We start from the raw sequence: 16397 nt of genomic DNA on the forward strand, positions 1-16397 counted from the left end.
GCGATTGCGCGTGCGATACATGCGCGAATTAGAACCTTGGCTATTATGGCGGCAATGACGACAACGCTCACGCCTGTGGCTTGCGCTGTCATCCGGATTTCCCACTCCGCTACAAGGGACTACCACCATGATTCTTTCCGATCAGGCTCTCGATCAGCTCTTTCGCGAAGCGCGCACACATAACGGCTGGCAGGCCAAACCGATCGACGATGCCGTGCTCAAGCAACTCACCGAACTCGTGCTGCTCGGTCCGACCTCGGCCAATTCGAGCCCCGGCCGCTTCGTCTACGTAAAAACGCCTGAAGGCAAAGAAAGGCTGCGTCCGGCTTTATCGCCGGGGAATCTCGAGAAAACGATGGCGGCGCCGGTCACGGTGATCGTCGGGATGGATATGGCGTTCTACGAGCATCTGCCGAAACTGTTTCCGCATGCCGACGCGCGCAGCTGGTTTGCCGGCAACGACAAGGCGATTGCGGACACGGCCTTTCGCAATTCGACGCTGCAAGGCGGCTATCTGATTCTCGCCGCTCGCGCGCTCGGCCTGGACACGGGTGCGATGTCGGGCTTCGACGCCGCCAAGGTCGACGGGGCCTTCTTCGCCGGCACGACCGTGAAGGCCAACTTCCTGATCAATCTGGGCTACGGCGACTCGTCGAAGCTGTTCCCGCGCAGCCCGCGGTTCTCCTTCGACGAAGCCGCCCAGATCGTCTGACAGCCCTTAGGACGCCGGTGCGTTTATCTGAGGAGCGCCACGTAGAACACTACTGCACCGATCACCGCACCGATGAAGCAAAAACCTTCATCGGCGTCGTCGCCACTCGAACGTAACCACGCGCCGACGGCGCCGAACAGCCCTGCGATGCCGAGTGCAACGCATACCATTACCACGTCGAATAACGCGTTTTTGCCCAGCTCGGAGAAGTCGATGTCGCGCACGCCGAAGTACAAGGCGAGCGCCATCAGCGATATGCCCACCAGCGGCAGCATGACGTGGCTGCCCTCTCGTCCGACGTGATGCCCATGAAGTCCGTGGCGTACGTGATTGCCCGATCCAAGCAGTTTCATGATGCGCCTCCTGCCTCGCCCTCAACCGAGGACAAAACGAACCGCCGCTGGGCCGCGATGGCCCTTAAATGAGCCGGTTCTATTTGAGAATAGTGCACGCGAAACACAATTCAAAGCCCATTTAATTAGAGTACTGCAGCAGTTCATGCGGCGGCATGCGACAGAGGAAATTGCTGCAACGCGGGATCCTCTTGCCGTGTCAAACACGGACGTGTTCGGCCAGCCCCGGAAGCAAATCTGGCGCCGTCGGCAAGGGGCTGTACATGTCGGTAGAATGATCCGGCTCGTCTGCTATTTCATGATTGCGGTTGGCGAGCCGCCGCCGTTGCTCCGCTCGTGCCGGCCCCTTCCCGCCTCGATCCTCTCTATGCGCCGCTCATCGTTTCTTGTTCGCTTCATCCTGATTGGCATCCTGCTGCATATTTACGTCGGTTTTCGTCTGATTCCCGACATGCCTGTCAGCGTCACCGGCCGGTGGCTGTGCGCGTTGTGGCTGGTGCTGTCGATCTTTCTGATCCCGCTCGGCATGCTGGCGCGCACCATCAAACAGCAGCCACTCAGCGACCGCCTCGCGTGGGTCGGGCTGCTGGCGATGGGCTTCTTCTCGTCGCTGCTGGTTCTGACGTTCGCGCGTGACCTGGCGCTCGCCTCGCTGCTCACCGTCGACGCAATCTGGCCGAACACAATAGCAATCGCGCACTGGCGCATCGGCTCGGCGGCTGCGGTACCGCTGCTTGCGCTGCTCTCGACGCTCGTCGGCCTGTTCAACGCACGGCGTCGCGCCAGGGTCGTGACGATCGAGGTGCCGATCGACGATTTGCCGCCGGCGCTCGACGGCTTCACAATCGTCCAGATCAGCGATATCCACGTCGGCCCGACTATCAAAGGCAGTTACGTGGATGCAATCGTCGACGCGGTGAATCGTCTGAAGCCGGATCTGATTGCCGTCACCGGCGATGTAGTGGACGGCAGCGTGCCGCAACTGACCAGACACACGCAGCCCCTATCACGGCTCAGCGCGCGTCACGGCGCGTTCCTCGTGACAGGCAACCACGAGTATTACGCCGGCGCGAACGCCTGGATCGACGAATTCCGGCGCCTGGGGTTAAACGTTCTGCTTAACGAGCATGTGGTCGTGGAACACGACGGCGCGCGCGCCGTGATTGCCGGGGTCACCGATTACTCAGCGGGCCATCATGATCCGTTGCATCGCAGCGACCCGGTTGCGGCCCTCGCAGGAGCGCCTGGCGACGTGCTGATCAAAGTACTGCTGGCACACCAACCGCGCTCTGCCGAAGCAGCCGCAGCAGCAGGTTTCACACTGCAGCTATCCGGCCACACACACGGCGGTCAGTTCTTCCCATGGAATTTCTTTGTGCGTTTCCAGCAGCCGTTCACGGCTGGTCTCGCACGGCTGAACGGCCTGTGGGTCTACACGAGTCGCGGCACCGGCTATTGGGGACCGCCGAAACGCCTGGGGGCTCCCTCTGAGATCACGCGATTGCGCCTCGTGCCCGGCGAACCCGACTAAGGCACCGGGCTAGCGTGCCGAGTATCGCCGAGTCGAAGTCATACTGGATTGCACCGCCAAAAAGAAACGCGGACGTCCGCAAAGGACATCCGCGCTTCGGCACTGGCGCACGACTTCGGCCAATTTGCGTTACTGAGCAGGCGCAACGGCCACGCTGACCTGCGGTGCGTACGCCACCGACACTTGCATACCTGGCGTCAGGCCAGCGACCTTTGCCGGCTCGCGGCCCTGGATATGAAACACCGCGCCATTCGGGCCCTTCAGGGCCATGATGCCGGAGGCATGATCGATCGCCTGAACTTCGGCGGTCACGTTCTGTACGGTGTTCTGCTGTACCGGTTGAACCGCCGCGCCGTGGCCGTCGGCACCGCGCGTTACGCTGACCATGGCGTTGCGCATCATCCGGATGTGGACCTTGCCACCCTGCTTGATTTGCGCCAGGTTGCTCGTATCGGTGATGTTGAATGAAGCTTCGCCGCCCTGTGCGTCAAGCACGGTCACCGAATGTTTTGCCTGGTCGATCGACTTCACGACACCATCCGCCTGCAGCGTGCTGCTGCCTTCAAACGGCGCGGGCAAACCGGCGGCGAACGACACGAGCGGAGCCGCAGCAATCAATGCACCGGCAACGATGCCGAGAGCTTTTTCTTTCATACATTCCTCTTTGGGTGAACAGCGGAAAAAGAGACGACACGGTGCGGATCGGATGCGCAAGGTACTGCGCAAGGACAACCGAAAAATTTCTGGGCGAAACCCAGGGAGATGAAATGCGGATTGAACACCAGAACCGCACCACGTGTTTCGAAGTGTGCGAACAGTGTGTTTTCCGGGATGGACCTCGTCAATATTCGGAGTCCGTATTTATGCGAGGAAAATTCTGATCTCACCGGGGAAAATTCAGCAAGCGACCCACAACACATTCCGCCAGCCTGCCTCATCGCGGCTTGACTTAACTTTGCAGAGCTGCCTAAAATTCGCCCAGTTCATTTAACCGGAATCACGATCTTGGACAGTAGCGGTAGTACTAGTCAAGCTTCGATTCGCCCGATCGCCTGATCGGCAAGATTTCCGCGTCAGCCTTTGCCTGTCGCCGTCTTGCCTTCGGGCCCGACGGTGCACGTCGCTTTTACCCTCTTGCAGCAAGTGAAGCGCCGCATGGTCCGATGCCTTGCGCTTGCTCCGCGACTTTTGCGTCGCGAGCCCCGGCTCGCACGCCTTGTCACGCCTTGTCGCGTTCGCGTTCCACCTGCGGATACGTGATGCTGTCACGCGTAAGGATCACACTGTGCGAACACACGTCTCAACCTTTCTTACCGATGACAATTGAATTCGTCTTGCGGCTTTTTGCCGCCTTCAGCTGTGGCGTCGCGATCGGCCTCGAACGGCAAATGCGCCAGCGTAACGCCGGCCTGCGGACCATCACGCTGGTCGCCAGCGGCGCCTGCCTGTTCGTCACGCTCGGCGTGCTGACCGGCAACGGTACCGCCGGTATCACGCAGATTGCCGCGTATGTCGTCTCCGGCGTCGGTTTTCTCGGTGGCGGCGTGATCATGCGCGACAAGGGCTCCATTCAGGGGATCAACACCGCCGCGACCTTGTGGTGCTCGGCGGCGGTCGGCGTACTGTGCGGTGCGGGGCACTACGGCCCGGCCCTCGCCGGCACCGCGGTCGTGCTGCTGACCAATACGGTGCTGCGTGAAGTGAGCCGTGCCATCAACGCGGCGCCCGTTTCGGACGCTGACCTCGTGCGCGAGTATGTGCTGACGATCGTTTGCCGGGAGGCCGATGAAATCCACATTCGTACCGCGGTATCCAACTCAATGTATTCGACACCGCTGTCGTTCCAGAGCCTGACGAGCGAAGACGTCGAAGACGATACGGGACGCATTCGCGTTACCGCAACATTGAAGCTGCATCCGAAAGATCAACCGAAGCTCGAACAGATGGCGAGCCGTATTAGCATGGAAAAGAGCGTATCGAGCGTGAGCTGGACGGCTAAAGATGCAGAGCCGACGCCGGAGTGAGTCACCTTGTGTAAGCTCCCCATATTCGCGCGCATCGTCTACACTTAGCTTGCAATAGATTCAGACAATGTTAATTCCGCGTCCTGAATATGGACTGTCCCATAACCTTCGACTAAGCTCTGTCACCGTGATTTTTTCACACTCAACCATGGAGTCTCGAATATGGAACACGGCATCATTGCATGGCTCATCATCGGCGCGATCGCTGGCTGGCTGGCTGGTGTGCTCGTCAAGGGCGGCGGCTTCGGTCTGATCGTCGACATCATCGTCGGGATTGTCGGCGCATTCATCGGCGGCTGGCTTGCCGGTGTACTGCACATTTCGCTCGGCGGCGGCTGGATCGGTTCGATCATTACCGCTGTGATCGGCGCCGTCATTCTGCTGTTTCTTATCCGGCTCGTCCGGCGCGGCACCTGAGCGCAGCACCTGATGTCTTACGGCGTCGGGGGGGGGGGGTGAATGCCACCTGACGCCGGTTTTATTTAGTGTTTAGAGACGCGCCTCTACTGTCGGCAACATCGAGCCGGTATCACGCAGACGCGTATGCCAGGTGAAAGCCTGGTCTAACCGATGCGGCGTTTGCCCACCCCATTGCAAGGCATCCCGATAGTAGTCGCGAAGCAGATCGCGATAGAGCGGATGCGCGCAGTTTTCGATGATCAGCGTAGCGCGTTCCCGCGGCGCCAGTCCGCGCAGATCGGCCAGGCCCTGCTCCGTCACGACCACGTCCACATCGTGCTCGTTGTGATCGCAGTGCGGCACCATCGGTACGACACTCGAAATGCGGCCGCCCTTCGCCATTGACTTCGTCGCAAAGATCGCGCATGACGCATTGCGCGCGAAATCACCCGAGCCTCCAATGCCGTTCATCATGTGCGTGCCGCCAACGTGTGTGGAATTCACATTGCCGTATATGTCGAACTCCAATGCGGTATTCAACGCGATCAGACCGAGCCGGCGAATCACTTCAGGATGGTTGCTGACCTCCTGCGGACGCAGCACCAGGCGATCGCGATAGCGCTCGAGTTCATCGAACACTTGCGCCTGACGTGCGGCCGACAACGTGATCGACGCGCCCGAGGCAAACGTCACCTTGCCGGCGTCCATCAGATCGAAGGTCGAATCCTGCAGTACTTCTGAGTAAATTTCGAAGGCGTCGAAAGGCGAATCGACAAAACCGGCCAGCACCGCGTTGGCAATCGTGCCGATGCCCGCCTGCAACGGCGGCAATTGCGGAGGCATGCGTCCAAATGACACTTCATGCCGGAAAAACTCAATCAAATGGCGTGCAATCAGCTCGGTTTCCGCATCAGCGGGCAGCACCGTGGACGGGCTGTCCGCCTTGTCGGTGATCACGATCGCCGCGATTTTTTCTGGCGGAATTTCGATGGCATGCGTTCCGATACGGTCTTGCGGACGCACGATCGGCAGCGGTTCGCGATTCGGCCTGCGGCCCGGAATCCAGATGTCGTGCAGTCCCTCAAGGGCGAGCGGCTGGGCAAGATTGATTTCGACGATGACCTTGTCGGCGAGGATCGCGAAGCTGGCCGAGTTGCCGACTGAAGTGGTTGGCACAATGCCGCCGGTTTCGGTGATCGCGGTGGCTTCGATAATGGCAACGTCAAGTTTGCCGAGCTGATTCGCGCGCAGCATCTCGACAGTTTCGGACAGGTGCTGATCGACGAACATCACTTCGCCGCGGTTGATCGCATCGCGCAGGGTCTTGTCGACCTGAAACGGCAAGCGACGCGCCAGCACATGCGCCTCGGTGAGCATGCGATCCACGTCATGACCGAGCGATGCGCCGGTCATCAATGTAATTTGCAGCGGCGTGCCTTCCTGACGGACCCGCTCGGCGAGTGCAACGGGAACAGCTTTGGCGTCGCCCGCGCGCGTAAAGCCGCTGGCGCCCACGCGCATGCCGTCCTGAATCAGAAGCGCCGCCTCGGCGGCTGACGTGATTTTTCCGCACAACGCGGAGCAGCGAATCCGGTCCTGGTACATGAAATCGAGTCTCTCCATAGTCACCCGTCCGGTCTACCGGTGCGCACGTCTGCGGTGTGCTTCGCTCAGTAGCCAGCTTGTCGCACTAGCCGCGGCGTCTCGATGGAACGGCGTCGCGGCCAGACGTTTCGTCGCGTGCAACATTCCCGCGACAGGTCTTGCAGGTACGGCTGGTGTTGCGCGTGGCGCTGCTTAGCTGCCGAAGAAAATATTGCAGAAACTCACGGGCCCCACGCACTCTTCCGCTTTGGCCTTCGGTACTGCGACACGGCGTTGCTCAGCGACGCTGTTCGCGCGCGGTGCATTCGCCTGTGCGACCTGTTGTTCCGGGGCGGCAGGCGCCGTCTGTGCATGAGCGACAGCAGCGGACAAAGTGCAGGCAATCAGGGCAATCTTCAACACATTCATTTCGTTCTCCAGTTCTTACGGTTCCGTCCCGCAGGAAGTCCCTTTTGGGGACTGCGCGGCGGTGATGAAACTATATGACGGCCACCTACACAGATAAACCGGGCTGGACGGAAGGGATCTTTCCATCTGGCGGAAGGATCGGGGCGCACGCCCGATCCAATGCACAGATCAGCGCGTATTGAAAGGCGCTTCTTTGTCGAGCAGCGCCGTGCGGATGAAGTGCAGGCAGCTCAGGATGCGTTGCAGGTCGTGTCGCCGGTCCCGGTCGGCATGGACGGTTTCCAGCAGGTCCTGCGCGATCCACGTGGCTGAGCGCACGGATACGAGCGCGCGCTCGAGAGCATGCGCGTCCGGTCGCGTAAAGAGCCGCGCGAGGTCGTCGCAAGTCCGCTTGAGGCCGCTGTTCCAGTGCGAATGAAGGGCTTGCGCGTAGCCCGCACGCGCTGCTTCATTGCGCAGATCGATTGCGGCGTGCCCTACTTCGAGGGTGACGAGCATCCAGCGCAACGCATCACGGCGGCGGCGGGAGCGCCGCGTCAGCAGCATGCGCAACTGCGAGGCCAGATCGTGAGTGCTCGACTGAAAGCGTTGATTGAGTCCGGGCAGGTCGTCCTTGCACGCAGACACAACCTGCGCACGCAAATCACCCTTGATTCTCTCGGTGAGCCACGGCATGTCCACGGGAAACACCACCGCGGAAACGATCGCTGCAAGCAATAGCGACGCCGTGATCGCTATACCATTGTTGATCAGCAGGTCGGGCGCATACGTGACGACGTTGTCCGGCCCGGCGAGCAGGCAGAAGAACACAGAAAAGCCGATGCCATACCCTGCCGAGCGCTTGCGCGACGCGATGAAGGCACCGAGTGCAAGCACCGGGGCGAGCATCGCGCAAAGCAGCGGAAAGCCGTCGATGTTCGGATACACGTAGCACGTAAAAAGGTAGCCGGTCATGGTCGCCAGCACCGCACCGACTGCCATCTGCACGGCCATTTTTGATGCGTTCGGCGCGGCCGACGTCAACGCACAAACCAGCGCCGCGCCGATTACTGCCAGACCGCCGCTCGGCCAGTCGGTGGCGATCCAGAACCAGCCGGCGATCGCCATCACCGCCGCCGACCTGGCAAAGGTAAACGTGACCACAAAGCCGTTCGTCCTGCTCACGTAGCGGCCGGCGGTGCGCTGCCCGGCTCCCGGTTTGCGCCGGGCCAAAGACGCGTAAGTCTCGGAGTAGCGGATCCATTCGTCGACAAATCGATATAGCAGCTCCGCGGCTGTGTCGAAGTCCGCTAGCGATTCAGCGGGCGCGGCTTCCAGTGGCCGTCTCGATTCGCGCACGCGCCTTGGCAAGCTCGCCTGGAAGAGCCGCAAACCAGCGGCCAGGTGCGCGGCATCGGCATCTGCAGGCCGGGTGGATTCCAGCAGTGCCGACAGCTCGCTGAAGTACGGTGTGATGGCGTCGACCCTCCAGCTCGGGCCGCTTACGCGCAGGCGTTTGAGCAACTGGTGCAGCGCATGCAACCGCGCACACGCGTCCATAAATTCGCCGTTCAGACGGCCGAGATGCTGGCTGCGTGAACGCATGGCCGGATCCTCGAAGGCAGCAAATGTTCGCGTCGCTTCAAAGCCGACGATCTCGTCGACGAGGTCCGCAAAGCGCCGTTCAAATTGGCAACGATCGATTCCACGACCCAGCACGTCGGCAGCGAACGAAGTAAAATTTGTATATCGAAGATGGAGCGCGCGACGCAGCGCAAGGCTGGAACGCTGCGGCACGATCAGCGCGCTGACTGCGCTCGAACACGCGATGCCGACCGCCACCTCCGCTGCGCGCGTGAGCGCCGCCAGAAACAGGTCGTGAGGCACTGTGACATTCGGGATGCCGATCAGCGCGGCGGTATAGCCGGCCAGCACACAGCCGTACCATCTGAAATGCCGATACCGGACCGCTGCCGCGATACAGGCGCTTACCCAAACGATCATGCCGAGCATGTACAACTCGGGCTGCTGGACGAACAGCGCGCCGAGCATCAAGGCAGCGACCGTCCCCACCGCGGTGCCGAGAATCCGGTAGAAACTCTTGGCGAGCACCATGCCGCTGAAGGGTTGCATCAGCACGAACACCGTGGTCATCGCGATTCGCGGCTGCTGGAGATCCAGCAACATGGCGATACCCAGCGCCAGCAAACCCGCAGTGACCGTTTTCAGCAGATGCAGCCAGATCAGACCGTCGCTGATTGCCCAGTCGCGAACGGCCAGACTGAGCGCCGGCAACATGACGCGCCACTGCCGGCGAGAATCCGCCGTCGGTTTGATCGCATGTTGGCGTCTCATCAGAAAGCAACGCGTCCCGGTTTGTCGCTAAAAGAGGCCCCGGTGAACGCTGCGCACACCAGCAGGCAAGGCGCCGATTGTAAGAGCATGTGCTGGGCGAATTAATAGGACGGGCGCGGAACGTCCCTTCCAGAATGAACAACAATGGGCTTGCGGGACAGGCGGACAATACGGCTTCTGCCGTGAAATAGAAGGATCGATGGATACGCTACAAAATATGCGAGTGTTCGTGCGCGTGGTTGAAGCCGGTAGTTTTACCGCCGCCGCGCAGTCGCTCAATTCGACGACTGGCGCGATGTCGCGCGCGGTTTCCGAACTCGAAGCGCATCTGCGTACGCGCTTGCTGAACCGGTCGACGCGGCGACTCGCGCTCACCACAGCGGGCGAGCGTTATCTGAAACGCTCTCAGCAAATCCTTGCGGATGTCGACACAGCGGAAGAAGAAGCAAGCTGCGCCCACGAACGCCCTGCCGGCGCTTTGCGGATGCACAGCTTTGCCAGTATCGGCCAGCATTACGTGCTGCCGGCCATCTCCCGGTATCGCGCGCTTTATCCCGAAGTGACCGTCGAGTTGACGTTGTCGCAACGCATGCCCGACCTGTTCGAAGGCAGCGCTGACGTCGCTGTTATCGGCGCCTCGACTCTGCCGAATTCCGACCTCGTGTCGCTCCCGCTTGGTACAACTTTCAGCATTCTTTGCGCATCGCCTGCTTACGTGCGTACTCATGGCGCGCCGCAACAGCCCAGCGGCCTGGCGCATCACGAGTGTCTGATCTTGCACACGCCAGCATTTCCGGCCTATGAATGGGTGCTCGACGGCCCCAACGGCAGCGAGATGATGGAAGTGAACGGACCCGTGCAAGTGAATATTGCGGAATCGCTGATCGTCGCGATTCGCGAGGGAATGGGCATTGGTATGGTGCCGCTTTACGCGGCGATTGCCGGGCTGCGTGACGGGACGTTAGTCCGGGTGCTGCCTGAATATAAGCTGCAGAAGATGAACGTTTACGCGCTGTATCCGTCACGCAAGTTCGTCGATGCGAAGACGCGGACGTGGGTTGAGTTCTTACGCACGCATCTACCGAAGGTGATTGCACGCGACGAGGCGTTACTTGCGGAAGTTGGCCGGATGCATGCAGCCGATGACGCGGCGCCTGCTCCTGCGGCCAGCATTGGGGACGATAGGGACGTCGCTGCGCGCTGACGCAGATTTGGAGACGAAGCGCTGCCGCGCCTGTGCGATGAAGCGACGCGGTCAACGAAGTGGCGGATCATTTCGTGATGGCATCAATGACTCGCCAGATAGAGGCAATGTTTTTGATCGGGAAGGAGTGAGATGCCCGCTTTTTGCGCCGGTAAACGCAGAAACCCCACCGTTGCGGGGTGGGGTTTCTGGTGCTGCTGGGGAGCCTGACGATTACCTACTTTCACACGGGAATCCGCACTATCATCGGCGTGGAGTCGTTTCACGGTCCTGTTCGGGATGGGAAGGGGTGGGACCGACTCGCTATGGTCATCAGGCATGACTTGTTGCCGTACTGCTCGTGGAGCAATACAACCAATCTGGAAGAAGTAGCTGAGAGGATGCCTCTCGGTATTACTTTGGGTTGTGCGTATCGTGCACAACATCGATCTCAACCTGTGTGTTCTGCTCCCCCATCCGGGGGTTCACACGTATCCCCTTCGGGGATCGGACCAGCGTAAGCGCTGGTCGAGACACACCTGTTATAGGATCAAGCCTTACGGGCAATTAGTATCAGTTAGCTTAACGCATTACTGCGCTTCCACACCTGACCTATCAACGTCCTGGTCTTGAACGACCCTTCAAGGGGCTCGAAGCCCCGGGGATATCTCATCTTAAGGCGAGTTTCCCGCTTAGATGCTTTCAGCGGTTATCTCTTCCGAACATAGCTACCCGGCGATGCCACTGGCGTGACAACCGGTACACCAGAGGTTCGTCCACTCCGGTCCTCTCGTACTAGGAGCAGCCCCCTTCAAATATCCAGCGCCCACGGCAGATAGGGACCAAACTGTCTCACGACGTTTTAAACCCAGCTCACGTACCTCTTTAAATGGCGAACAGCCATACCCTTGGGACCGGCTACAGCCCCAGGATGAGATGAGCCGACATCGAGGTGCCAAACACCGCCGTCGATATGAACTCTTGGGCGGTATCAGCCTGTTATCCCCAGAGTACCTTTTATCCGTTGAGCGATGGCCCTTCCATACAGAACCACCGGATCACTATGACCTGCTTTCGCACCTGCTCGACTTGTCGGTCTCGCAGTTAAGCACGCTTATGCCATTGCACTATCAGCACGATTTCCGACCGTACCTAGCGTACCTTCGTACTCCTCCGTTACACTTTGGGAGGAGACCGCCCCAGTCAAACTGCCTACCATGCACTGTCCCCAGTCCGGATAACGGACCAAGGTTAGAACCTCAAACAAACCAGGGTGGTATTTCAAGGGCGGCTCCACGCAGACTGGCGTCCACGCTTCATAGCCTCCCACCTATCCTACACAGATCGGTTCAAAGTCCAATGCAAAGCTACAGTAAAGGTTCATGGGGTCTTTCCGTCTAGCCGCGGGGAGATTGCATCATCACAAACACTTCAACTTCGCTGAGTCTCGGGAGGAGACAGTGTGGCCATCGTTACGCCATTCGTGCAGGTCGGAACTTACCCGACAAGGAATTTCGCTACCTTAGGACCGTTATAGTTACGGCCGCCGTTTACCGGGACTTCAATCAAGAGCTTGCACCCCATCATTTAATCTTCCGGCACCGGGCAGGCGTCACACCCTATACGTCCACTTTCGTGTTTGCAGAGTGCTGTGTTTTTATTAAACAGTCGCAGCCACCAGTTTATTGCAACCCCTTCACCCTTTGCGCGCAGGCGCATCAAGCTACAGGGGCGTACCTTATCCCGAAGTTACGGTACCAATTTGCCGAGTTCCTTCTCCCGAGTTCTCTCAAGCGCCTTAGAATACTCATCTCGCCCACCTGTGTCGGTTTGCGGTACGGTCTTGTTAAACTGAAGCTTAGAGGCTTTTCTTGGAACCACTTCCAGTTGCTTCTTCACCGAAGTGAATGGCCTCGCACCCTTGAATTCCGCGCCCGGATTTGCCTAAGCGCCTTCTCCAATGCAAGGACCGGGACTTCCAACACCCGGACAACCTTCCGCGATCCGTCCCCCCATCGCATTTAACAATGGTGCAGGAATATTAACCTGCTTCCCATCAGCTACGCATTTCTGCCTCGCCTTAGGGGCCGACTCACCCTACGCCGATGAACGTTGCGTAGGAAACCTTGGGCTTACGGCGAGGGGGCCTTTCACCCCCTTTATCGCTACTCATGTCAGCATTCGCACTTCCGATACCTCCAGCGCACTTTTCAATGCACCTTCGCAGGCTTACGGAACGCTCTCCTACCATGCACATAAATGTGCATCCGCAGCTTCGGTATATTGCTTAGCCCCGTTACATCTTCCGCGCAGGACGACTCGATCAGTGAGCTATTACGCTTTCTTTAAAGGATGGCTGCTTCTAAGCCAACCTCCTGACTGTTTTAGCCTTCCCACTTCGTTTCCCACTTAGCAATATTTGGGGACCTTAGCTGGCGGTCTGGGTTGTTTCCCTCTTGACACCGGACGTTAGCACCCGATGTCTGTCTCCCGTGATTGCACTCTTCGGTATTCGGAGTTTGCTATGGCGTAGTAATCCGCAATGGACCCCACAACCATGACAGTGCTCTACCCCCGAAGGTGATACACGAGGCACTACCTAAATAGTTTTCGGAGAGAACCAGCTATTTCCAGGTTTGTTTAGCCTTTCACCCCTATCCACAGCTCATCCCCTAACTTTTCAACGTTAGTGGGTTCGGACCTCCAGTACGTGTTACCGCACCTTCATCCTGGCCATGGATAGATCACCTGGTTTCGGGTCTACACCCAGCGACTGAATCGCCCTGTTCGGACTCGCTTTCGCTACGCCTGCCCTAATCGGTTAAGCTTGCCACTGAATGTAAGTCGCTGACCCATTATACAAAAGGTACGCAGTCACCCCACAAGGAGGCTCCTACTGTTTGTATGCATGCGGTTTCAGGATCTATTTCACTCCCCTCCCGGGGTTCTTTTCGCCTTTCCCTCACGGTACTGGTTCACTATCGGTCGATCACGAGTATTTAGCCTTGGAGGATGGTCCCCCCATCTTCAGACAGGATTTCACGTGTCCCGCCCTACTTGTCGTACACCCAGTTCTTCCTCGCTGTTTTCGTCTACAGGGCTATCACCTGCTATGGCGGCACTTTCCAGAGCCTTCGACTAACAATGAAGATAAAGAGTACAGGCTGGTCCCATTTCGCTCGCCACTACTCTGGGAATCTCGGTTGATTTCTTTTCCTGCGGTTACTTAGATGTTTCAGTTCACCGCGTTCGCTTCACGTAGCCTATGTATTCAGCTACGGATACCTCAAAAGAGGTGGGTTTCCCCATTCGGACATCGGGGGATCAAAGCTCGTTTGCCAGCTCCCCCCCGCTTTTCGCAGGCTACCGCGTCCTTCATCGCCTGTGATCGCCAAGGCATCCACCACATGCACTTGTTCGCTTGACCCTATAACGGGTGTGTCTCGCACTGCATCCACGGGGAATGAAGTGTTTCGTCACAGTCGCTACAGGTTGAGTATTCGTGTTGCGCCGTATTCCAAGAGCAATCTTTCGATTCCCCTTTTCATACATTGATACAATCACAACCCTGATTCACCTACTCACACACCCATCTCTAGATGTCCTTTCGTGAATCTCTTTACTACTTCTTCCTGATTGTTAAAGAACGACAGCCGATAGCGCGGTTGCTATAACCGCGTATCACTCTGACTGGCTCAATCGCCAATGCCTGTTTCACTACACCGCAAATCCCTTTCAGGGCCGCTGCAGTAAAACCGGCATTGAAGATTGGTGGAGGATGACGGGATCGAACCGACGACCCCCTGCTTGCAAAGCAGGTGCTCTCCCAGCTGAGCTAATCCCCCAGTCATACACGGATACTGCTATCCGTATATTGATAGCCCCAGGGGGTTCAGTGATCAGCGCAGCCACCGCAGAAACAGTGGTGGGTCTGGATGGATTCGAACCATCGACCCCCGCCTTATCAAGACGGTGCTCTAACCAACTGAGCTACAGACCCCTGAGTCTGTCCTGTTCACAGCCGATAAGCGTGAGCGCTCAACGTTCGACACGTTAGCTCGAGAAAGGAGGTGATCCAGCCGCACCTTCCGATACGGCTACCTTGTTACGACTTCACCCCAGTCATGAATCCTACCGTGGTGACCGTCCTCCTTGCGGTTAGACTAGCCACTTCTGGTAAAACCCACTCCCATGGTGTGACGGGCGGTGTGTACAAGACCCGGGAACGTATTCACCGCGGCATGCTGATCCGCGATTACTAGCGATTCCAGCTTCACGCACTCGAGTTGCAGAGTGCGATCCGGACTACGATCGGTTTTCTGGGATTGGCTCCCCCTCGCGGGTTGGCGACCCTCTGTTCCGACCATTGTATGACGTGTGAAGCCCTACCCATAAGGGCCATGAGGACTTGACGTCATCCCCACCTTCCTCCGGTTTGTCACCGGCAGTCTCCCTAGAGTGCTCTTGCGTAGCAACTAGGGACAAGGGTTGCGCTCGTTGCGGGACTTAACCCAACATCTCACGACACGAGCTGACGACAGCCATGCAGCACCTGTGTTATGGCTCCCTTTCGGGCACCCCGACCTCTCAGCCAGGTTCCATACATGTCAAGGGTAGGTAAGGTTTTTCGCGTTGCATCGAATTAATCCACATCATCCACCGCTTGTGCGGGTCCCCGTCAATTCCTTTGAGTTTTAATCTTGCGACCGTACTCCCCAGGCGGTCAACTTCACGCGTTAGCTTCGTTACTAAGGAAATGAATCCCCAACAACTAGTTGACATCGTTTAGGGCGTGGACTACCAGGGTATCTAATCCTGTTTGCTCCCCACGCTTTCGTGCATGAGCGTCAGTATTGGCCCAGGGGGCTGCCTTCGCCATCGGTATTCCTCCACATCTCTACGCATTTCACTGCTACACGTGGAATTCTACCCCCCTCTGCCATACTCTAGCCCGCCAGTCACAAATGCAGTTCCCAGGTTAAGCCCGGGGATTTCACATCTGTCTTAGCGGACCGCCTGCGCACGCTTTACGCCCAGTAATTCCGATTAACGCTTGCACCCTACGTATTACCGCGGCTGCTGGCACGTAGTTAGCCGGTGCTTATTCTTCCGGTACCGTCATCCCCCCACCATATTAGGGCAGAGGTTTTCTTTCCGGACAAAAGTGCTTTACAACCCGAAGGCCTTCTTCACACACGCGGCATTGCTGGATCAGGGTTTCCCCCATTGTCCAAAATTCCCCACTGCTGCCTCCCGTAGGAGTCTGGGCCGTGTCTCAGTCCCAGTGTGGCTGGTCGTCCTCTCAGACCAGCTACAGATCGTCGCCTTGGTAGGCCTTTACCCCACCAACTAGCTAATCTGCCATCGGCCGCCCCTGTAGCGGGAGGTCCTAAGATCCCCCCCTTTCCTCCGTAGAGCGTATGCGGTATTAATCCGGCTTTCGCCGGGCTATCCCCCACTACAGGACACGTTCCGATGTATTACTCACCCGTTCGCCACTCGCCACCAGGATTGCTCCCGTGCTGCCGTTCGACTTGCATGTGTAAGGCATGCCGCCAGCGTTCAATCTGAGCCAGGATCAAACTCTTCAGTTCAAACCTGTTACTGTTTTTCGGTCTCTTCCGAGACCGGTCGCTCACTCAACGTACTGACGAATGATCCTCCTGCCGGCGTGAATCCACCCCGACAGGAAAACCTTCCTTTAATACTCGTGTGAGACTTGATACTTTCGCTTGTCGCCAGACCCCGAAGAGTCCGGCTCGCGTCGCGCATCAAGCGCCCACACTTATCGGCTGTTAATTTTTAAAGATCGAGTCCGCATTCACTACCGAACCTGCACCGCGAGGCA

Annotated in this window: 10 protein-coding genes, 2 tRNA genes and 3 rRNA genes; 5 read left to right on the top strand and 10 right to left on the bottom strand. The window is 58.3% G+C overall.

Annotated elements, in window-relative coordinates:
- The first annotated feature begins 127 nt into the window (after nt 1-127).
- Nucleotides 128-712: a malonic semialdehyde reductase gene (locus tag PQQ86_RS31165; RefSeq protein ID WP_408275860.1), complete on the top strand. Its 585-nt coding sequence runs from the start codon at nt 128-130 to the stop codon at nt 710-712.
- A 23-nt stretch (nt 713-735) separates the two neighbouring features.
- Here the strand turns inward: PQQ86_RS31165 and PQQ86_RS31170 are convergent, their stop codons facing one another.
- Nucleotides 736-1065 carry a hypothetical protein gene (locus PQQ86_RS31170; RefSeq protein WP_408275861.1) on the bottom strand — a complete coding sequence of 110 codons (330 nt, stop codon included), beginning with the start codon at nt 1063-1065 and terminating at the stop codon, nt 736-738.
- A 367-nt stretch (nt 1066-1432) separates the two neighbouring features.
- Here PQQ86_RS31170 and PQQ86_RS31175 point away from each other — a divergent pair, with 367 nt between their 5' ends.
- A complete protein-coding gene (locus tag PQQ86_RS31175) occupies nt 1433-2596 on the top strand; it encodes a metallophosphoesterase (RefSeq protein WP_408275864.1) in 1164 nt (387 codons plus the stop codon).
- 129 nt (nt 2597-2725) lie between these two features.
- Here PQQ86_RS31175 and PQQ86_RS31180 read toward each other — a convergent pair whose 3' ends face one another.
- Nucleotides 2726-3250, bottom strand: a complete 525-nt coding sequence (locus PQQ86_RS31180; RefSeq protein WP_408275867.1) for a hypothetical protein — start codon at nt 3248-3250, stop codon at nt 2726-2728.
- Nucleotides 3251-3912: 662 nt separating this feature from the next.
- Here PQQ86_RS31180 and PQQ86_RS31185 point away from each other — a divergent pair.
- Both PQQ86_RS31185 and PQQ86_RS31190 read left to right on the top strand, forming a co-directional pair.
- Nucleotides 3913-4620, top strand: coding sequence for an MgtC/SapB family protein (locus tag PQQ86_RS31185; protein WP_154565796.1), 708 nt, complete (start codon nt 3913-3915; stop codon nt 4618-4620).
- Nucleotides 4621-4782: 162 nt separating this feature from the next.
- Entirely contained in the window at nt 4783-5037 is a 255-nt protein-coding gene (locus PQQ86_RS31190; protein ID WP_028197420.1) for a GlsB/YeaQ/YmgE family stress response membrane protein, read from the top strand.
- 72 nt (nt 5038-5109) lie between these two features.
- Here the strand turns inward: PQQ86_RS31190 and scpC are convergent, their stop codons facing one another.
- The 3 genes from scpC to PQQ86_RS31205 all read right to left on the bottom strand — a co-directional run bounded on the left by scpC (nt 5110) and on the right by PQQ86_RS31205 (nt 9366).
- A complete protein-coding gene (scpC, locus tag PQQ86_RS31195) occupies nt 5110-6624 on the bottom strand; it encodes a succinyl-CoA:acetate CoA-transferase ScpC (RefSeq protein ID WP_408279405.1) in 1515 nt (504 codons plus the stop codon).
- A gap of 192 nt (nt 6625-6816) precedes the next feature.
- Nucleotides 6817-7032, bottom strand: coding sequence for a hypothetical protein (locus PQQ86_RS31200; RefSeq protein ID WP_408275870.1), 216 nt, complete (start codon nt 7030-7032; stop codon nt 6817-6819).
- A gap of 168 nt (nt 7033-7200) precedes the next feature.
- The gene (locus tag PQQ86_RS31205; RefSeq protein WP_408275873.1) at nt 7201-9366 is read right to left on the bottom strand and encodes an FUSC family protein; all 2166 of its coding nucleotides are present in this window, start codon (nt 9364-9366) and stop codon (nt 7201-7203) included.
- 199 nt (nt 9367-9565) lie between these two features.
- On the opposite strand from PQQ86_RS31205, the gene PQQ86_RS31210 reads away from it, so the two are divergent.
- Nucleotides 9566-10570: a LysR family transcriptional regulator gene (locus tag PQQ86_RS31210; RefSeq protein ID WP_408275876.1), complete on the top strand. Its 1005-nt coding sequence runs from the start codon at nt 9566-9568 to the stop codon at nt 10568-10570.
- 204 nt (nt 10571-10774) lie between these two features.
- Here PQQ86_RS31210 and rrf read toward each other — a convergent pair.
- The 5 genes from rrf to PQQ86_RS31235 all read right to left on the bottom strand — a co-directional run bounded on the left by rrf (nt 10775) and on the right by PQQ86_RS31235 (nt 16143).
- Nucleotides 10775-10887, bottom strand: a 5S ribosomal RNA gene (rrf, locus tag PQQ86_RS31215).
- Nucleotides 10888-11095: 208 nt separating this feature from the next.
- Nucleotides 11096-13976, bottom strand: a 23S ribosomal RNA gene (locus PQQ86_RS31220).
- A gap of 342 nt (nt 13977-14318) precedes the next feature.
- A tRNA-Ala gene (locus PQQ86_RS31225) sits at nt 14319-14394 on the bottom strand.
- Nucleotides 14395-14472: 78 nt separating this feature from the next.
- A tRNA-Ile gene (locus PQQ86_RS31230) sits at nt 14473-14549 on the bottom strand.
- Nucleotides 14550-14612: 63 nt separating this feature from the next.
- Nucleotides 14613-16143 (bottom strand): 16S ribosomal RNA (locus tag PQQ86_RS31235).
- Together the 16S, 23S and 5S rRNA genes with 2 tRNA genes alongside form the textbook arrangement of a ribosomal RNA operon.
- Between the last annotated feature and the right edge of the window lie 254 nt (nt 16144-16397).

This window comes from Paraburkholderia sediminicola (assembly GCF_046026675.1).
Classification (GTDB): Bacteria; Pseudomonadota; Gammaproteobacteria; order Burkholderiales; family Burkholderiaceae; genus Paraburkholderia; species Paraburkholderia sediminicola_F.